Origin of the sequence: Paenibacillus sp. YN15 (assembly GCF_003285005.1) — a bacterium.
Lineage (GTDB): Bacteria > Bacillota > Bacilli > Paenibacillales > NBRC-103111 > Paenibacillus_AR.
Genome location: NZ_QMFA01000001.1, coordinates 250532 through 267840, shown reverse-complemented (window position 1 = coordinate 267840; position 17309 = coordinate 250532). Strand labels below are relative to the sequence as shown.

11 protein-coding genes are annotated in these 17309 nt (G+C 56.1%); 1 reads left to right on the top strand and 10 read right to left on the bottom strand.

Features of this window, described 5'->3' with window-relative positions:
* The 3 genes from DQG13_RS00910 to DQG13_RS00900 all read right to left on the bottom strand — a co-directional run bounded on the left by DQG13_RS00910 (position 1) and on the right by DQG13_RS00900 (position 3609).
* Complete coding sequence (locus tag DQG13_RS00910; RefSeq protein WP_113017476.1) at positions 1–1566, bottom strand: ABC transporter substrate-binding protein; 1566 nt, start codon at positions 1564–1566, stop codon at positions 1–3.
* Positions 1567–1652: 86 nt separating this feature from the next.
* On the bottom strand, positions 1653–2564 hold the full coding sequence (locus DQG13_RS00905) for a carbohydrate ABC transporter permease (protein WP_113017475.1): 912 nt from the start codon (positions 2562–2564) through the stop codon (positions 1653–1655).
* A 70-nt stretch (positions 2565–2634) separates the two neighbouring features.
* Positions 2635–3609 carry an ABC transporter permease gene (locus tag DQG13_RS00900; RefSeq protein WP_258525399.1) on the bottom strand — a complete coding sequence of 325 codons (975 nt, stop codon included), beginning with the start codon at positions 3607–3609 and terminating at the stop codon, positions 2635–2637.
* Between the two features lie 551 nt (positions 3610–4160).
* On the opposite strand from DQG13_RS00900, the gene DQG13_RS00895 reads away from it, so the two are divergent.
* Positions 4161–4829 carry a DNA-binding response regulator gene (locus DQG13_RS00895; RefSeq protein ID WP_113017473.1) on the top strand — a complete coding sequence of 223 codons (669 nt, stop codon included), beginning with the start codon at positions 4161–4163 and terminating at the stop codon, positions 4827–4829.
* Between the two features lie 211 nt (positions 4830–5040).
* Here the strand turns inward: DQG13_RS00895 and DQG13_RS00885 are convergent, their stop codons facing one another.
* The 7 genes from DQG13_RS00885 to DQG13_RS00855 all read right to left on the bottom strand — a co-directional run bounded on the left by DQG13_RS00885 (position 5041) and on the right by DQG13_RS00855 (position 17300).
* Positions 5041–6807 (bottom strand): hypothetical protein, encoded by a 1767-nt coding sequence (locus DQG13_RS00885; RefSeq protein WP_113017472.1) that lies wholly within the window; start codon positions 6805–6807, stop codon positions 5041–5043.
* A gap of 87 nt (positions 6808–6894) precedes the next feature.
* A complete protein-coding gene (locus tag DQG13_RS00880) occupies positions 6895–8496 on the bottom strand; it encodes an extracellular solute-binding protein (protein WP_113017471.1) in 1602 nt (533 codons plus the stop codon).
* 58 nt (positions 8497–8554) lie between these two features.
* Positions 8555–9457 (bottom strand): carbohydrate ABC transporter permease, encoded by a 903-nt coding sequence (locus DQG13_RS00875; protein ID WP_258525398.1) that lies wholly within the window; start codon positions 9455–9457, stop codon positions 8555–8557.
* A 3-nt stretch (positions 9458–9460) separates the two neighbouring features.
* Complete coding sequence (locus DQG13_RS00870) at positions 9461–10441, bottom strand: ABC transporter permease (protein ID WP_113017470.1); 981 nt, start codon at positions 10439–10441, stop codon at positions 9461–9463.
* 583 nt (positions 10442–11024) lie between these two features.
* Positions 11025–13376 carry a helix-turn-helix domain-containing protein gene (locus DQG13_RS00865; protein ID WP_113017469.1) on the bottom strand — a complete coding sequence of 784 codons (2352 nt, stop codon included), beginning with the start codon at positions 13374–13376 and terminating at the stop codon, positions 11025–11027.
* Positions 13377–13553: 177 nt separating this feature from the next.
* The gene (locus DQG13_RS00860; protein WP_113017468.1) at positions 13554–14573 is read right to left on the bottom strand and encodes a glycoside hydrolase family 130 protein; all 1020 of its coding nucleotides are present in this window, start codon (positions 14571–14573) and stop codon (positions 13554–13556) included.
* A 27-nt stretch (positions 14574–14600) separates the two neighbouring features.
* Positions 14601–17300 (bottom strand): discoidin domain-containing protein, encoded by a 2700-nt coding sequence (locus tag DQG13_RS00855; RefSeq protein ID WP_146767072.1) that lies wholly within the window; start codon positions 17298–17300, stop codon positions 14601–14603.
* Between the last annotated feature and the right edge of the window lie 9 nt (positions 17301–17309).

Below are 17309 nucleotides of genomic sequence, written 5' to 3'. Positions count from 1 at the left end.
TTATTTCTTCGTTTCCACCAGCCAGGCGTCGATTTGGGCTTGCATTTCGGCCTGCACCTTTTCCAGTCCGGCAGCCTTCAGCTTGGCATTGCGCTCATCCAGCATTTTGGACGGATTGGGCAGGGCGCCGGTGTTGATGACCTTATATTCATTCACCACAGTGGTCAATTGGGCAATCTCATTCTTTACCTTGGTATCGTCAAAAGTAAACCCAAGCAGCGGGAAACGGGTGGCTTCATTGTTGAATTTCTTCCAGCTTTCATACAGATCATCCGGTTGGCCGGGCTTCAGGTAGTTGAGGAACTGGTTGCCCAATACCCAGAAGAGGGCGGTGTCGCCGTAGCCGGAATCCTTGATGGGCTCGATGCGGTTGGCGCTTGCTTTGGTATAGTGCTTGCCTTCAATGCCGTTGACCAGCAGATTGATCACATAAGGATCGGTATGCAGGTAGTTCAGCACCATCATGGCCCGTTCCGGGTTCTTGGAGGTTCTGGAGATGGACATCATGGAGCCGGTAGCCAAGTCGGTGGTAACAATAGGCTCTTCAATCACATGGGAGACCCAGTCGTAATTGTCGGCCAGCTTCAGCTCAATGTCCGCGCCCGGCTTCCACACGGTGGATTGCAGCCACAGCTTGCCTTGTTTGCGGATATCGGCCACGTTGGTGGTCGTGGTTGCAGCGTCGGCATTGATGTAGCCCTTTTCATAATATTTGCGGAAAAGCTCTGCGTCGGTTTTGTTGATATCCACAATGTCCTGATCCAAAACAGTTTTAACCTTCATGTCCGTGGCCTTATAATCCATGAAGAACATGGGCAGCTTGCCCGGAGTTGGGCCGATGGGACGGTAGTTGGAGCGGGTTTCGTACAGCATGAAGCTGACAGGGCCGCCGGCTACGTACAGATTAATGAAGTTCGGTTCTTTTTCCTTGATGGTGGCAAAATAGGGCTCCAGATCCTCCATCTTATTGATTTTTTCGATGGGAATATTGTATTTGTCCACAATATCCTTGCGGTACGTAAAGGCCTTGCCCTGGGTGATTTCCTTGTTGGTGGGAATGGCGTACAGCTTGCCCTTATACCGTGGCGCCTCCAGGTACAGCGGATGGAGCTCCTTCTTCAGCCCTTGGCCATATTTCTCCACCAGGGAATCCAGCTCCAGGAAAGCGCCCTTGGTGACGTTGGAGGAGAAGGCCAGCCAGGAGGCGGTGAAGAGCAGGTCCATCTTTTCGCCGGTATTCATCATCAGCTCGGTTTTCTTCTGGTAGTCGCTGGGGGCGATGGGCTGCAGGGCTACGGTGGTGTTGATTTTTTCCTTCAGGTATTCGTTCAGCTTCTCTTGAATCAAGGAATCGTCCTTTTGCGGCTTGCCGTAGTAGATAATGGATACCTCATACGGGTCCAGCTTGGCCGCTTGGGGGCTGGCGGCTGGCGCCGTGGAGCCTGCGGGTACGCTGGGTGCGGTGCTGGGGGTGCTCTCCGAGCTGCTTCCGCAGGCGGATAAGACGGTGGTCAAACCTACTGCCAAGGCCAATGGTGCAAGCAATGCCGATTTTTTACGGTTCATTTGTATGACCCTCCCTATATTGGATAATATGTCAAACGGCCGGTAAACTCAACTGAATGCTGATATGCGGCCGGTAAAACCTTTTGTCAGCCCTTGACGGCGCCAACCGTTAACCCCTTCACGAAATATTTCTGGAAGAAGGGATAAACCACCAGAATCGGGCCCATTCCCACCACGGCCATAGCCATCTGCAGGGATTCATTGGGCAAATTTTTCAGAAGCTCGGGGTTGTTCATGGCCAGGGCCATATTTTCCCGGATGTACTGCACATCCTTCAGCACTCTCATCATCAGGAACTGGAGGGGATACATGGCCTCTTTATTAATGAAGAGCAGGGCGTTGAACCAGTCATTCCAGTACGCAATGGTGGAAAACAGCGCCATGGTGGCCATCACCGGCAAGGACAGGGGCAGGATGATCTGGAAGAAAATCCGCAGTTCCCCCGCTCCGTCGATTTTGGCCGACTCGATTAAGGCCGGATGGATGGTGGTTTGGAAAAAAGTGCGCATGATAATGACGTTAAAGGGAATGATAAGCAGCGGCAAAATCAGGGACAGGTAGGAATCCTTCAGGCCCAGGGCCTGGGTGTATACCATATATTTGCTGACCATGCCTCCGCTGAACAGCATGGTGAAAAACAGGAAGAAGGTAAAGAAGGAGCGCAGCGGGTAATCCCTGCGGGAGATGGGATAAGCGAACAAGGCCATCAGCAGTACGCTGAGCACGGTTCCGGTAACGGTAATCCCAATGCTCACCCCGTACGCATTGAATATGGTGGATGCATCAGAGAACATCGTCCGGTAAGCGGTCAGAGACCACGCGCTGGGCCAGAAGCTGTAGCCTTCGTTGATGAGAACATCGCCGTTAGTGAAGGATACGACGATAACCAGAATCACCGGAAGCACACAAGCCAAGGCCAAGAGTACAAAAACCAGATTCAAAAGAACATTGGATACAGGTGAAATGCGGTTTTCCCGCCGGGCGGTTGTGGCTGCCACAACACGTACACCTCCTTGGATGGGAGCGGATTACTGATTCAGATGAAGCTGCACATGGGGAGCTCCCTTTTTAGAACAGAGCCTGCTCCGAATCGATTTTGCGGACAACGCCGTTGGTCAGGAGCACCATAATGAAGCCCAGGACGGATTGCACTAACGCCGCTGCGGAAGACATGCCAATATCATTCAATTGGGTCATTACCCGATATACGTAAGTGTCTACTGTATCCGTCACCGGATAAAGCATACCCGAGTCCATGGTCACCTGGTAGAACAGCCCGAAGTCGGAGTTAAATACATGTCCCATACTCAGGATGGTCATAATAATGATGATCGGCCTGATGGACGGCAGGGTAATATGCCAAATTTGCCGCCACTTGCTGGCTCCGTCGATGACGGCCGCTTCATAATATTCGGGATCGATGCCGGAGATGGCGGCAATATAGACCACGGCTCCCATGCCCACTCCCTTCCACGCGTTGACAATGGTGAGAATGAAGGGCCAATATTGTTTGTCCATGTACCAGGAGATGGGTTCCTTGCCGAACCACTCCAGAATGGAGGAATTGATGAAGCCGCTGGTAGGATGCAGGAACGCATACACCAGATAGCTGACCACCACCATGGACAAAAAATGGGGCATAATCAGGAACGTCTGATACGTCCGGGCCGCCAGGCGGCTGCGCAGCTCATTGATGGCAACAGCCAATGCCACCGACAACACCAGGTTCAATATCATAAACGTCAGGCTGTAGCCAACGGTGTTGCGGACGATCCGCCACAGGGAGCCGTTGTTGAACAGGAAGGTAAAGTTCTCGAAGCCCACCCAGGGGCTGTGCCAGATCCCGTCAATATAGTTGATCTTCTTGAAGGCAATGAACAGCCCGAACATGGGCAGGTAATTGTTCAGGATCAGGACAATCACGGTCGGCAGCACCATCAGCGTCAGATACCGGAACTTCCAGAATTGACGCCATTTCCTGAGTCCTGCCCCGACGGCTCTATCTTGCAGCGCTGCCCTTGGCGGTGCGGCTGTCTCTCTCACTTGCTCCACTCCTTTCTTCTGCTTACTGTTAGTATAGAACGGGAGTGGCCCGATGACGATGATGTATCCTTGCATTAGCGTGACGGATTCTCGCGGGGTTGTTGGGCGATGACTGCTTCCATCGGGGTCAGAAGTATTGTATTTATTTATATTTAATTACATAAAATGTAATGTTTTGCACATTTCAAAAATGATAGCGAACAACAAATGTATGCTATTAAGAAAATTTTCCTTATTTTACCCAAATAGCATACATAAAATATATCTTATTCCTCCAAAACGGCCGTTTTACAGACCAACTGAAGCCAATAGCATACATTTTATATACGCTATTCGGAGTTTCGAGGCCGTCTTCGCCTAATAGCACGCATTGTTTGCCGCTTACATGCGCCGCCCTTTCAGTATAAGATGGCACTTGTTGATTGCCTGTTGCCTTCCTGCAGATAATTTGGTACCATGATCCCATAATAAAGTAAGCGAAGCGCGAAGCACGTGCCGCACATCCATTGGATGGTGCGGCTTTTTTATTTTTTGCCGGAGGAGAGGATCAGATGAGCTATGAGCGGGAGTACGCCGCCTTTCTGGAGAACCAAAAGAAGGGCCGCAGCGGTGAAAGTCTGCGCAGATTGCAGGAGGGACACGGCTACCTGGAGCAGCTTTTTCTCCAACAGGTGTGGTGGCCTGCAGTAGGGAGCTTTGAGCATTTGTTTGCGGAATATGAGGTGAGCGGTGTTTTGCACGGCTTCCGTTTTCTGGACTTCGCGTATTTGCGTCCACCTTACCGCCTATGCTTTGAATTGGACGGCTTCGGCACCCATGCCAAAGACCTGAACCGCTGGCAATTCGCCGACCAGTTGCAGCGGCAAAACCAACTGATGTTTGATGACTGGAAGGTCTTCCGCTTTGCATTGGATGATGTGAAGGAGAAACCTCAGCGCTGCCAGCAATTCATCCAACAATTGCTTGGCAAGTATTATGGCTCCGCATTAGACAGCCCCCATCTAAACCGGAAGGAAAGACAATTGCTTCAATTCTTCGTCCATCACGGCCAGCAGGTTACTCCCTCTGCCGCTGCGACGTTCCTTCAGGTAAGCCGTGTCCATACACGACGGATTCTAGGGAGCCTCCATTCCAAAGGGGTTATCGTGCCATATGCCGGAAAAGAACGCATTCGCTCCTACGTTTTGAACCCGGACAACGGTCGGGTGCGGCTGGACTAAAGCTTCTATGGAATAAAGCTTCCTTGAAGGTCGTGGAGAAGCTTGGCTTTTATCACGAAGGCCTGGCCAAAAGCTACCTGAAAATTAACGGAAAATGGGAAGACCATATTCACATGGTTTTATTAAATGAGGAAATGGAGCAGCGCGGCAAAAAGACCGGCCCGGCCCACGATCAGCCGGTATCCGGTCATTTGTATACCTGTCAGCATACTCAGAAGCAGCCCGGCTTCACGCTTATCACCAGCCGCTCCTCCGCTCCGTTCGGCAGAGTGAGAACGGCTGCCGCCGTCTCTCCGGCCGCCTTTGCCTCCACCTTGACAGCAGGCGCCACAGCATCTCTGCCGATTCGCAGAAGGAACAAAAGCGCCGCCTGCTCCAATGTGCGGAAATCCATCCGCATTGCCGCTCCGGAATACAGCACCAGATCGCAGGCAAACATGCCCTCTTCCCGGCTGATTAACCAAGCGGGCGGCCCATCCGGCAGCAGGTCTGCCTCGCTCCCGCAGAAGGCGGCGTAGAGGGTGCGCAAATGAACCACTGTCCGCCCAATGCGCACAATAACCTCCTGCCCCTCCGCGGAGGCGGATACGCCCTCCAGCTCGCCGCCAAACTCTACCCGCAGCCGGAAATCCGCGGCTTCGATGGCTCCGCCGGTTTTGTCCAGATTCGGATGGCTGTCTCCGCCGTCCGTCAGAAAACGGATACCCAACAGAACATCCTCCCCCTCCCAGACGCTGCCGGCTGCCCCTTCCCCCGCAGGCGGGCTGTTCCTCCCGGCATGGCAGGTTTTCAGCACGGCGGAGCAATAATCATAGCCGTCATGGAGAAAGCGCAGCCTCATGGAAGCCGTTCTCCCTTGATTGGGGATGAATGCCAGTAGCCCTCTGGTCTGGTTCCACATGATTTCCTCACTGAAGGAGCCGATGGCGTAGTCAGGCGTCATCGCGGTATAGGCATGCTTCTCGCGGCCCGTTTCGTTGTCCAATTGGTAGCGCTGGGCCAGCCTCCGTTCCCCGTGATCGGAGAACCAACCCAGATAAGGGTCAGGGCAGCGGATATCGTTGCCGTAATACTCCACAACGTAGGGCAGCTCCTCCCAGGCGAAATAGCAAACCCTGTTCCCCGTGCCAAGCTGGAGGAACGCCCGCTCCACATCGCGCATCTGCACGCCGTAGCTGCGGCTGTGAGGGCCGGCCCACTCCCGGGTGGCCGGGTGGAAATGCTCCGCGATCATGCGCCAAGCCTGATCCAGCAGCTTGCCGGCCAATTCCCGGGCAAGGGGGCTGCGGGCCGCCTGCCTGATCCGGGCCAGCTCTACCACGGCGATGCGGCTGTAGGCGGGGCTGTTGAATTCCTGGAAGGTGCCCAGAGCACTTACATGCTCCCAGACCTTTTGGAGGCGGTTCAGCCCGTATTCCCTCATATCTTCCCAGCCGTACACCTCCCCCGCCACCAGGGCGACAAAAGCACCCATGATGGCGATGTTGGTATAATGGGGCCCCATATTCCGCCGAATGATGGACTCCCCCGCACAGCGGACGGCATGACGCACCAGCCCGCCCAGCTCCTCGGGCATCCTGTCGCCGTGCCGGAGGACGGAGAGCGCCAGCTGCTTGCCGATGAAATCCGCCCAATTCCAGTCCGGCGGCGACATCTGCTGAAGAGACTCCTCATAGAACCAGGGCCAGATGCCGTAGGTGGGGCTTGCCGGGTCCTGGTCCTGAAGCTCTATGAGCCGCCCGAGGACCGAGAAGGCCCTGCTGTCCCGGTCCGGTCCGCCTCCATCCAGCAGGGCGGCGGCATAGATGGCGGTGGCGTTGGTTTGATGGACCCACGGGCAAGCCTCAGCTGTCAGCGTCGTATGATAGCCCGGACTGCTGAACGGGATTTTGATCATCTGAACCGCGGGATCATAGCTTTGGTCCATCCGGGCGATTTCCTTCAGAAGCAGCTTTCTTTCGTCAATGGCTCCCACCATGGATGACTTTTCACCTCGTCTGCGTCTATTTAACCTATCGTCTATTAATCTCTCGCCTATTAACCTCTCGTCTATCTAACCTCTGGCCTACTTAAACGACGCCTTGTTTTTCTCGTACCACTCTTGTGCCAGCTTCTCCGCATTGTCCCCTCCAAGGCGCTTCCATTCCTTCCGCACCTCTTCAATGCCGGCCTGCGGGGTGATGGAGCTTCCGCCGGTAAAGGTCTTCGTCTCAATCTGAGTGGCGATTGGCGCAAACGTTGTGATCAATTGGCTGATTTCCGGCAGATCCGGGCTGTACGGAATATCACGGCGGTACTTATTCTTCATATTCACTTCCAGGGATTGCATCTTCAGCTTGGCATACGCCTGGGATTGGGCATCCTGCGCCTCCAGAATGGGGAACCATTCGGGCTTGACGTTCCATTGGCTCAAAATGGGATATTCCTTGGCGTAGTTCACCTCTTTGCGGAATTTGTCCTGATCCAGCTTCTGGGGAACGTTGTCCACCAGCTTGTAGTGGACATTCTCCTCGCCGAACTTCAGGCTCATCCAACCCTTGTCCAGCATCCAGTCCAGAAACTTGATGGCGGCTTCGATCTTGTCCTCCTTTATCTTGCTGTTGAAGGCCACGAGAATGTTGGCCGGCAGCTCCTGGTACAGCCCGTTTTTACCGTATGAGGAGGCTACGGGCTCCATGGGAACCATTTTGGCGTCAGGCACATTCTTCAGAAGATCGGAGTATTCCGTCTGCATGTTCCAGCTGCTGAAGTAAAGGCCCGCCTTGCCCGTAGTCCATAGCTGCCGGGCCCGTTGGAAGTTGTTGTCCGTAATGTATTCCTTGTCCAGCAGGCTTTGGTCGAACAGCGTCTTTTGGAATGCGATAGAATCCTTGTAACGGTCCAGAGTCCGGCCGAATTTCATCTTGCCGTCCTCCAAATACCATTGGTTCTCGTTGACAAAGAAGAAGGCCCGCATAATTTGAACCGCATTGCCGTTGAATACAATGGGCACCGTATCCGCCTTGCCGTTGCCGTCGGGGTCCATATCCCGGAATTTCTTGGCCACCTCAATCAGTTCCTCCGTCGTGGTGGGCGCCTTCAAGCCCAGCTTATCCAGCCAGTCCTGGCGGACCCAGATGCCGTGATTGACAATGCCGTCCGCACTGCGCGCACTGGTAAAGGCATACATTTTACCATCAATGGTCACGGCGGATTTCAACTCGGGATGGTCCTGCAAATATTTTTTGTAGGTGGTGCTGTATTTCTCAATGTAGCTGTCTATGGGCTGAATGGCTCCCTGGCTGGCCAACTGGGCGATGTAGGTGCGGTCATACTCCCAGATCAGGTCGGGAGCTCCGCCGGATGCCACCAGCGTATTCATCTTCTGCTGGAACTGGCCCCGGGCTACCGGCACCCAATTGACAATCGCCGGAGAGTTCTGGTTGATCCACTTGGTCCAACGGTTATTCTCGTAGCTGCCTTCCTCTGTAGGCACCTCCCCGCGGTCGAATACGGAGATGCTGATCTCCTTTTTCGGTCCTGCGGTGGCGGCAGCCCCGCTTGCCCCCGGTGAAGCACCGGGTGAGGAGGAGGATTCGGAGGCGCCCTTGTCCGAGCCGCAGCCTCCCAGGACGGATACGGTAAGACATGCGGCCAGTAATGGCTTCCAGGCATGGATTGCTTTCATTCTTTCATCCCCTTAATCATTTGATTGTATTATACCAAGAGCGGAATGCTCTGTGATATCAGCCCTTTACCGATCCAATAAGCACGCCTTTCACAAAATGCTTTTGCAGAAACGGATATACGCACAGGATGGGTGTGACCGCAATGACAATAGCGGCGGCTTTGATACCCTCCGGCGTCAGTGTAACGGCCAGGACTCCCTCGCTGCCCCCTCCCGAGCTCAGCAGGCTTTGATCCACCTGGTTGATCATTTGGTACAGCTTCACCATGAGAGTAGCCCTTGTGGTTTTGGAAATATAGAGCAGTACGCTAAAGTAGGAGTTCCACCAGCCCACCGCATAGAAAAGCGATACCGCCGCCATAATCGGCTTGCACAGCGGCAGAATGATCTGCAGCAGAATCCGCCAGTCCCCGGCGCCGTCCAATGCGGCCGACTCCTCGATCTCCTCGGGCAGCCCCTCCATGAAGGATTTCATAACAAACATGTTGTAGGTGCTGATTGCCACCGGCAGCCACAGGGCCCAATAGGTGTTCATCAGACCGTAGTTTTGAATGAGAATAAAGTTAGGGATGAGCCCCGAAATAAACAGCATGGTAAAGGTAATGAAAAACAGCAGCCCGTTGCGTCCCATCAGTCTTTTTCGGGAGAGGGGATAGGCCGCAAGGGTGGTCATGACCATGTTGATGGCGGTTCCCACCAGAGTGACCACAATCGTGTTGCGCAGGGCCAGGAACAATTGCCCGTCGTCCAGCAGCCGCTTATACGCATGAGTGTTGAACTCTACCGGCCAGAGAAATACCTCGCCTGCCGTAATGGCTCTGCTGCTGCTGAAGGAGGCGGCGATTTCATAGACCAGGGGATACAGGGTGACCAGGGACATAAAGGCCAGAATGGCATAGTTGATCCCGGACCAAAAGCCCGGCCACAGGCTTTGGCTTGAGGAAGTATTGGCTGGTTTCACGGGTTACCACAATCCTTTCTCGCCGAAGGAGCGGATAAGACGGTTGACGGATATGACCAGGATCAACCCGATCACCGATTGGAACAAGCCCAGGGCGGTTGTATAGCTGTAGCTCATATTTTGCAGACCCACCCGGTATACGTAGGTGCTGATGACATCCGCCACGTCCAGCACGGAGTTGTTCTGCAGCACCAGCGTCTGCTCCAGGCCCACGTCCATCATCTGGCCCATGCGCAGAATCAGCAGGATGGCAATGGTGCTGCGGATGCCCGGCAGCGTCACATGCCAGATTTGGCGCAGCTTGCTGGCACCGTCGATCTTGGCGGCCTCATAGAGCTGGGGATCGATGGAGGACATGGCAGCCAGATACAGAATGGTTCCCCAGCCCGCCTCCCTCCAGATGGAGGACAGGGTGTAAACAACCGGCCACCAGCCGGAGCTCGCCATGAAGTAGATGGGCTTGATGCCGAAAAGGTTTTTCAGAACCATATTGATGACTCCGGTGCTGGGGGACAGCATCGCGACGATAATGCCGCCCAACACTACCCACGAGATAAAGTGGGGAACGTACAGCAGATTTTGGATGAGGCGCTTGTACCATTCCACACGCACTTCATTGAGCAATAGGGCCAGCAGAATTGGGATGGGGAAGCCGAAGACCAGGCTGTAAACATTCAACAGCAGGGTATTGCGGAGCACCCGCCAAAAGTCGATGCTCTCGAAGAGCATGCCGAAGTGCTTGAAGCCCACCCACTTGCTCCCGAAAATCCCGTCGATCAACCGGAAATCCTTGAAGGCGATGATTTCCCCGATCATGGGCGCATACTTGAACAGAAGATAAAAGCCAATTACCGGTACCAGCATGGCGTACAAGGCTTTATCGCGTTTCAGCCTTTTCCACACCGTCCGCCGGATGGCCGGCACGGCTACGGCAGCATCCGCATAAAGCGCGGGCTCCGTGGAGGCGGGAAGCTTTTCCTGCATTAAGGTTCACCCTTTCGATGTTGTGTCCGCGTGGTTGTCATGTCCTGCAACCGCTGGTTTGATCATAGGGGATAGCCGGGCAGCCGCGAAACAGACTCGTTCTAAGAAGGGTGCATTTTCTTACAAATGGGGGGTTACACTTTTTAAGGGGAGTTCACTATTTTGGGGTTGGGGAAGGAAAGGGCGCGTCCAGGGCTGGGACAGCCAGGAGTTGTGCTTGAACCATGTGTCTTGCAACCTAGAGGGATGTAAGCGGCAAACATTGTCTGCTATTCACCGAATCCTCCATGATTTGTCCATTTAGCAGGCATACCGGGGGTACGTCAAGCGGAAGTAACGATAGCTCGGGGTGAAAAGGCGGTGAAAGATGCCCTCAAGCGGGTTTGAAGACAGGCCCTAGGGGCGTCACCAAGGAGGGTGAAACGGAAGACTCCGCACCTGTCCGGGCAAAAAAGCGTCTGACAGCGGCTCTCCCGTAGTCAGACGCTTTATGTCCAGCCTGGATGCGGCTGTTTTCTGCTCGACGCTTCTTCCGTCTGCCAGCCGCTCCCCCTTCGACCTACATTCCCACTCTATCCTGCAGTCAACTCTTCCGCTCTGCGTTCAGCTCCTCCGCCTCCGGCCGCTCTGCCGCCGATGCTTCCTGCGGACGCTCCCGGTATTCAGTGGGCGTCAGGCCCGTATACTTCTTGAATGTCCGCAGGAAGCTGCGGGAGTTGGTATACCCCACCGCCTCCGACACATCGTTGATGCGGATGCTTTTGTCCTGCAACAGCTTCAGGGCCGCCCGGATGCGGATATCGATGAGATGGTCGATGAAGTTGCATTCGGTGTAATCCTTGAACAGCTTGCTGATGTAAGGCGGCGTCAGCCCAAAATGCTCCGCCAGCCGGTCCAGGGACAGGTCCGGCTCCCGGTAATGCTCCCGGATGTAGTCCAGCATCCGCTCGATGGTTTCGTTGCGGCCGCGGTGCATCCGCCGCTCCGCCACCTGTGCCGCCAACCGCTCCAGCGCTCCGGCGGCAATGCCCTCCGCCTCCTGCCAGTTGTCGCAGGCGACAATCTGTTCATAGACCGTCTGCAGCGGCTCCATGGCCAAATCCGGGTCCACCCCGATGAGGCTCACCGTCTGCTGGGCCTTCACCAGGATGTCGCAGCACATCTGGCGGATCAGCTCCGGCGGGAGATTGCTGTCCACCGCCTCCCGGAACATCTCCGAGAGCTGCGCCGCAAGCCGCGCACCGTCCGCCTGCTTCAGCGCCTCCAGCACCGGCTCCGCCATCCGGCTCAGCCGGTAATAATCCTGCCGGTCCGGCGGCAGAATGTCCTCGATGGAAATAACCGAGCGCCGGCCAAAAATCATTTTGTACCGCAGCGCCTTCTGGGACTCGTCATAGGACAGGGGAATTTCTCCCATGGACTCCCGGGAACGGCCCACGCCCACGGCAACATCCAGCTTGAACTGCCGGGCCATCACGTCCTTCACCAGCTCCATCAGCGCCAGCGCGCGCAGATGGTTCTGCTCTGCATCCCCCTCGGCAAAGCTGATGAGCACGGCGGCGCGGCCCTCTCCCAGATCAATGGCCATACCCGCATGCTCGTTGCCGATGAAATCCTCCGCCACATTGCAGAACACATACGTATATAGTGCCTCGTCCCGGGGCCGGCGGTGCTCCTCCATATGAAGCTCCGCCGTACACACCAGATAGCGGGAAGGAAACAGACGGGCTCCGAGAAAATCCAGGTGATGCCGCACCGACTCATAATCCCGGCGGCTGCCCGTGAGCATATCCATCATGATCTTCCACTTGAGCATAGGCTTGGAGTCCCGGACATGCTGCTCCAGATGCTCCCGGTCCAGCACCATCTGGTCGAATACCGTCTCCAGATAGTCCATATCCAGCCTGCCTCCGGCTCCGGCTTTCCCGTCCGCAGTCTTATACGTGCGGGAGAGCTTGCCCGCCAGACGCTCCAGCGGCTGAAAGGTACGTCGGTTGATCACAAACAGGGTCAAAAGCGCCAGCACCACCATAATTCCGGCGAACGCCAGAAGCAGGTTGCGCGTCACCTTGATGGGCTCCAGCAGCTTGGATTCCGGCATCATGCTGACCAGCGTCCACCCAGTATAATCCGAGGTCCGGTAAAACACCGACTGCCGCACATTGTCCAGCTTGACGCTGTCCGCCCCGCTGCCCCCCTTGTCCAGCAGCTGCCGGATGTACGGGGACGAGCTCAAATTCCGGTAAAGCTGGGACTTGTCGTTATGAGTCACCACATTGCCGTCCCGGTCAAGGATAAAAAGCTGCCCGGCATGATGATTGTCGTACACCTGGCGGATGATCTGCGACAGCATCTCCTCCTTGATGTTGACCGCCATCATTCCCTTGCGAAAGCCCGGGCTGCTGACGGACGGGTAAGTCCGCACCAGGGTCACCACGTTCTGATTCTCCCGGCCGTTCCACACCTTGTGGGTGGTCAGCCACTTGAAATAATCCGACATCTCCACATATTGGGAAAGCCAGTTGTTCTCCGAATTGGCCCGCTTGATGTAGGTTTCCTCGGTCATCAGATCGCCGCTCACATTGGAGTAGGCAAAAATAGACGCATACTGGGGATTGTTGTTCATCATGTCCTTGAGCTTAGTGGTCAGGGCATAATAATTGGCATATTTCTGCCCCTCGTCCGTGTAGCTGTCCCGCATGAAATAGACCAGCTCCAGCCCGTCCGTCAATCCCAGGAGATCCTTCTCCGCCTGGCGGAATACCGTCTCCAGCTTGGCATCCACCTGCTTCAGGAGGGCCAGATTGGCCTCCTGCAGATCCTTCTCCAGCTGGCCCACCGTACCGTTGTAGGACAGCAAAAACGTGAGGGTGATGACCACCAGAAACACAACGCCATAGGTCAGCATGGCTTTCTGGGAAATGGTCGTTTTCATGATCTGTCCGGGTGCCGCAATATGCGCATGCCGATACCTTCCTTCGTTGGTTTAACGGATACTCCGAATTATAGCATAGGTTGGACAGGGGGTTGGAGCCCCTATTTCCGGTAGAATGAGACTCGAAACCCTGCCCGGCCGGACAGGGTTTCGAGACGGCGGCGCCGGAGAACCGGATCAGCGGTCAACCGCGCCGTCACCAGGGGCCAGCTCGGAATGGTTTATAATAAGGGCCACTAGCTCATCCGCATAGGCATAGGCCACACCGGTGCAGGTATCGGCGGCGCCGTAGTAGATGGCAATCCGCCCAGTGGCAGCATCCTGGAGAGTGGCGCAGGGGAACACCACATTGGGCACAAAGCCCGTGGTCTCGTAAGGCAGCTCCGGGGTCAGGAGATAATCCCGGGTGCGGTAGAGCACCTTGGCCGGGTTGTCCAGGTCGAGAATCGCCCCGCCCATGCTGTAGACAAAGCCGCTGCAGGTCTGATTCACGCCGTGATAGAGCATCAGCCAGCCTGCGGTGGTTTCGATGGGGATGGGCCCGGCGCCGATCTTGGTAATCTGCCACCAGCCTCCGCCTCCCCGGGTCATGACTCTCCGGTGCCGGCCCCAATGCCGCAGATCCGGGCTTTCGCTCAGGAAGATGTCGCCGAAGGGAGTATGCCCGTTGTCGCTGGGACGGTGCAGCAGCATGAACTTGCCGCCGATTTTGCGCGGGAAGAGCACACCGTTGCGGTTGAATGGGGGAAAAATATTTTCCAGACGGACAAATGTCCGAAAATCCTTGGTCATGCCCAATCCCAGCGTGGGTCCGCCGTACTCCGTACACCAGATGAGGTAATAGGTCCCCTCCACCTGCACCAGCCGCGGGTCGTACCCGTGTACCGGCTGGAAGGGCTTCCCGTCCTCGTCCACCCAGGAGATGGGCTCATCCTCGAACTCCCAATGCAAAGCGTCACGGCTGCGCCCCAGATGCATCTGGGCCCGTCCGTTTTTGTGGTCGGCGCGGAACACGCCGATGAAGCCGCCGCCGTAGGGAACCACAGCGCTGTTGTAGATGCGTGCCGTACTGGGCGTAGGGTTCCAGCTTGTGATGGGATTGGCCGAATGCCGCCATACCGTTCCCGTGTACCCTTCCGGCTTTTCCTCCCAAGGCATATGGGGCAGGTTGTCTCCGATAATGCGAATGTTTGTCATCGTACAGTCACTCTCCACTTTTCTATATTATTGAACGGAATCAACAGATATCGGGGCATTGGAATAAATGAACACAGGAGCCCCCGTAAGCGTAATGCCCGCTTTGCCCTGCGATGCCTCAACCACCTTCTGGTTGCCGTCGATGCCCACCAAGGACATCGAAGCGTCTGCGGCAGAAATACGTGCCGTCTTCGTGCTGGTGCTGGATGTCTGCCAGGATGCATCCCACAGGGCGGTGATGTAGCGGTTTTTGCTTTCATCCCAGAAGCGGTAGCCGTAATAAGGATGGACAGCGCCCTGAACCGGCCCCAGATACTGGGCCTCCTTCATCAGCCGGACCATCATGTAGTAGCCGAAATAGGACTCCTTGGCCTTTCCGTTCCAGTCGATAATCCCCAGATTATGCTCCAGATTGGCGGGGTCCAGCCCGTCATCCTGCATGGAGTACCAGAATACACTCTTCACGCCCCCGGCTATGGAGTGGAGGTAAGCCCGGGCCAGATAATTCCGCTGGGTGGCGCGGTCCACCTTCTTCAGATAGGCGCCGCCGGAGTAGGTGCTCCAGCCAATTTCCGTGAAGACGATAGGCTTCTCCCCGTCTCCGTGGCTTGCCATCAAGGCCCTCAGATCGGCAATTTTCTGAATCAGCATTTCCGGAGAGCCGTGGTCGATACCCGGCAAGGGCGTATCCTCATATTTTACATAAGGATGCACATCCATCACGTCAAAATAGGTTTTCACCAAAGCGCCGTTCTGCCCGTCGGAATTGTAGAAGGCCTCCAGCCACGGCAGGCTCTTGGCGTCCACTCCCCCCAAAGCCGGCTCCACCAGCAGATTCCGGCTGTCCACAGCCTTCATGGAGGCATGGTTGGCCCCGATGGCTGCCGCCACCGCCGCCGGGTCCCGCTTAGCCAGATCGGGCTCGTTGTAGGTGGAGAAGGTCCATGCACCCATGGCATTGTCCGAAGGCACATAACCGCTGCCGTGGTAATACATATGGAAGGCCACACCATAGCTGCCGTACAGGGATTTCATCCAGGGACTGTGATCCCACCATCTGTTCTTGTGGATGCCCCCGATTTCCCGTTCCAGCATCAGCTTCTGGATCAGGTTCTGCTCCTCGTTCTCCCCGTGATTGACATAATTGCTGCCGCCGTAAGGAGAGTCGTTAATGGCGAAAATATTCCCCGCCTTGTCCCCTTCCAGTACCCCAGGTGTAGTTACCTTCACGGTCTCCACATCCTTCCGCTCCCCTGCGGAGCTGTGAAAGGGGGTGATGGCCAAATAGTAGTCGGTTTCCGGCTTCAGAGCGAAGTAAGACGCATATTTTCCCGCCAGGGCGATGGAGCCCGCCTCCAGAGTCAGCTTGGGCGTCAGTCCCGCCGTGGAGGTAAAATTTTGGGTTTCCACATAAATCGCGTATTTGTTCACATTGTTCACCGTCTGGTTGTAGCCGGACCAGTCCAGGTAGAGGGTGCTGTAATTCTTCAGCTCGGTTCTGAACTCTACCCGGTCGGGCGTTGTGTTCTTGGGCAGGGCGGGATCATAGAGCCGCCAGCCCCAGATGGCGATTTCACCTACGATGAGCTGCTGGGAGGTGTTGTCATTATGCAGCAGCAGCTTCACATACCGGGCATTCATTCCCGGCACGCCGGAGGAGGGGGCATTCACGATGGCATTGGCGGTTTTGCTGTTGGGGTTGGGGGAATAGCCCAGGGAGCGGAAGTTGACCCCGTCCGTGCTCACCAAAACCTCATAACCGTCCATCAGCTTGCTGCTGTCCGCCTTGGCCCAAACATCAATCGAGTTGATCTGGTACATGTCCTTCAGGTCAAACAGCACCGCACCGTACTTGCCCTTGGCACCCCAGGCGGAATTGGCCACGTAGTCCGCATTGGCCTCCGTGCTGGAGCCGTCCGTCAGGTCCGGCCAGCCTCCGAAGCCGTCATTCTTGGAATCGTTGTCGGTTTTGATCAAATCCGCTTCCGTCACGAACGGCTGATCCGAGATCCACGTATAGGTGGCGCCGGTGTCCAGCTTGTTCACGGAGGTATTGTACGGTCCCGTGGCCCGAAGCCTGTTGTTGCTGAGGAGCGCCGGGCTTCCGGCCTCCTTCCCGAAAACCGCCGCTTCCCCGATCCCCATGCTGGAGGCGGCAGGGTCCTTGTGCAGGATGATCTTCACATAACGGGCAAACATGACGGGCTTTACGCTCAATTCCACCGCTGCGTAGCCTGCGGACGGGAGATTGGCGTTGGCCGCCCCACCCGTGCGGCTGTAGGTTTTGCCGTCCAAACTGGCGTAAACCTCCATGGACGCCAGGCCGCTGTCGGCCCAGACCCGGACGGTGCTTACCTTGTAGGGCGCTTGCAGATCGAAGATCAGGGACGCTGCCGCCGCCGTGCCGGGCGGCGCTGCCGCAACCAGGCTGTGGGTGGTGTCAGGGCCGTTCTCCCCGTCAGTCAGGCGGGGAGCTTCGGCGCTGTCAGAGGCCACGATGGCCGGGTCCGTTGCGTTTAGCCCTTCTGTCAGCCAGGTGTAGCCGGCGTAGGTGGCCAATGTGGGCGTGCCTGCCGGAAACAGGCCGCCGACGGGATTGCCGGTGAGCAGCTTTTCCGGTTCCGCAGCTGCGGAGATCCGGGGGGCGGGGGCTACAGTGACAGCCGCCGCCCCCCACAGGAGGGTGAATGCGCAAACCATTGCGCATAATCGCGTGAATTTTTTCATAAAAGGCTC

Excerpts from the sequence above, each read along its gene's own strand:
- DQG13_RS00860 (WP_113017468.1), bottom strand. The coding sequence starts at position 14,573 with ATGACAAACATTCGCATTATCGGAGACAACCTGCCCCATATGCCTTGG.
- DQG13_RS00865 (WP_113017469.1), bottom strand. The coding sequence starts at position 13,376 with ATGAAAACGACCATTTCCCAGAAAGCCATGCTGACCTATGGCGTTGTG.
- DQG13_RS00885 (WP_113017472.1), bottom strand. The coding sequence starts at position 6,807 with ATGGTGGGAGCCATTGACGAAAGAAAGCTGCTTCTGAAGGAAATCGCC.
- DQG13_RS00910 (WP_113017476.1), bottom strand. The coding sequence starts at position 1,566 with ATGAACCGTAAAAAATCGGCATTGCTTGCACCATTGGCCTTGGCAGTA.
- DQG13_RS00870 (WP_113017470.1), bottom strand. The coding sequence starts at position 10,441 with ATGCAGGAAAAGCTTCCCGCCTCCACGGAGCCCGCGCTTTATGCGGAT.
- DQG13_RS00895 (WP_113017473.1), top strand. The coding sequence starts at position 4,161 with ATGAGCTATGAGCGGGAGTACGCCGCCTTTCTGGAGAACCAAAAGAAG.
- DQG13_RS00880 (WP_113017471.1), bottom strand. The coding sequence starts at position 8,496 with ATGAAAGCAATCCATGCCTGGAAGCCATTACTGGCCGCATGTCTTACC.
- DQG13_RS00855 (WP_146767072.1), bottom strand. The coding sequence starts at position 17,300 with ATGAAAAAATTCACGCGATTATGCGCAATGGTTTGCGCATTCACCCTC.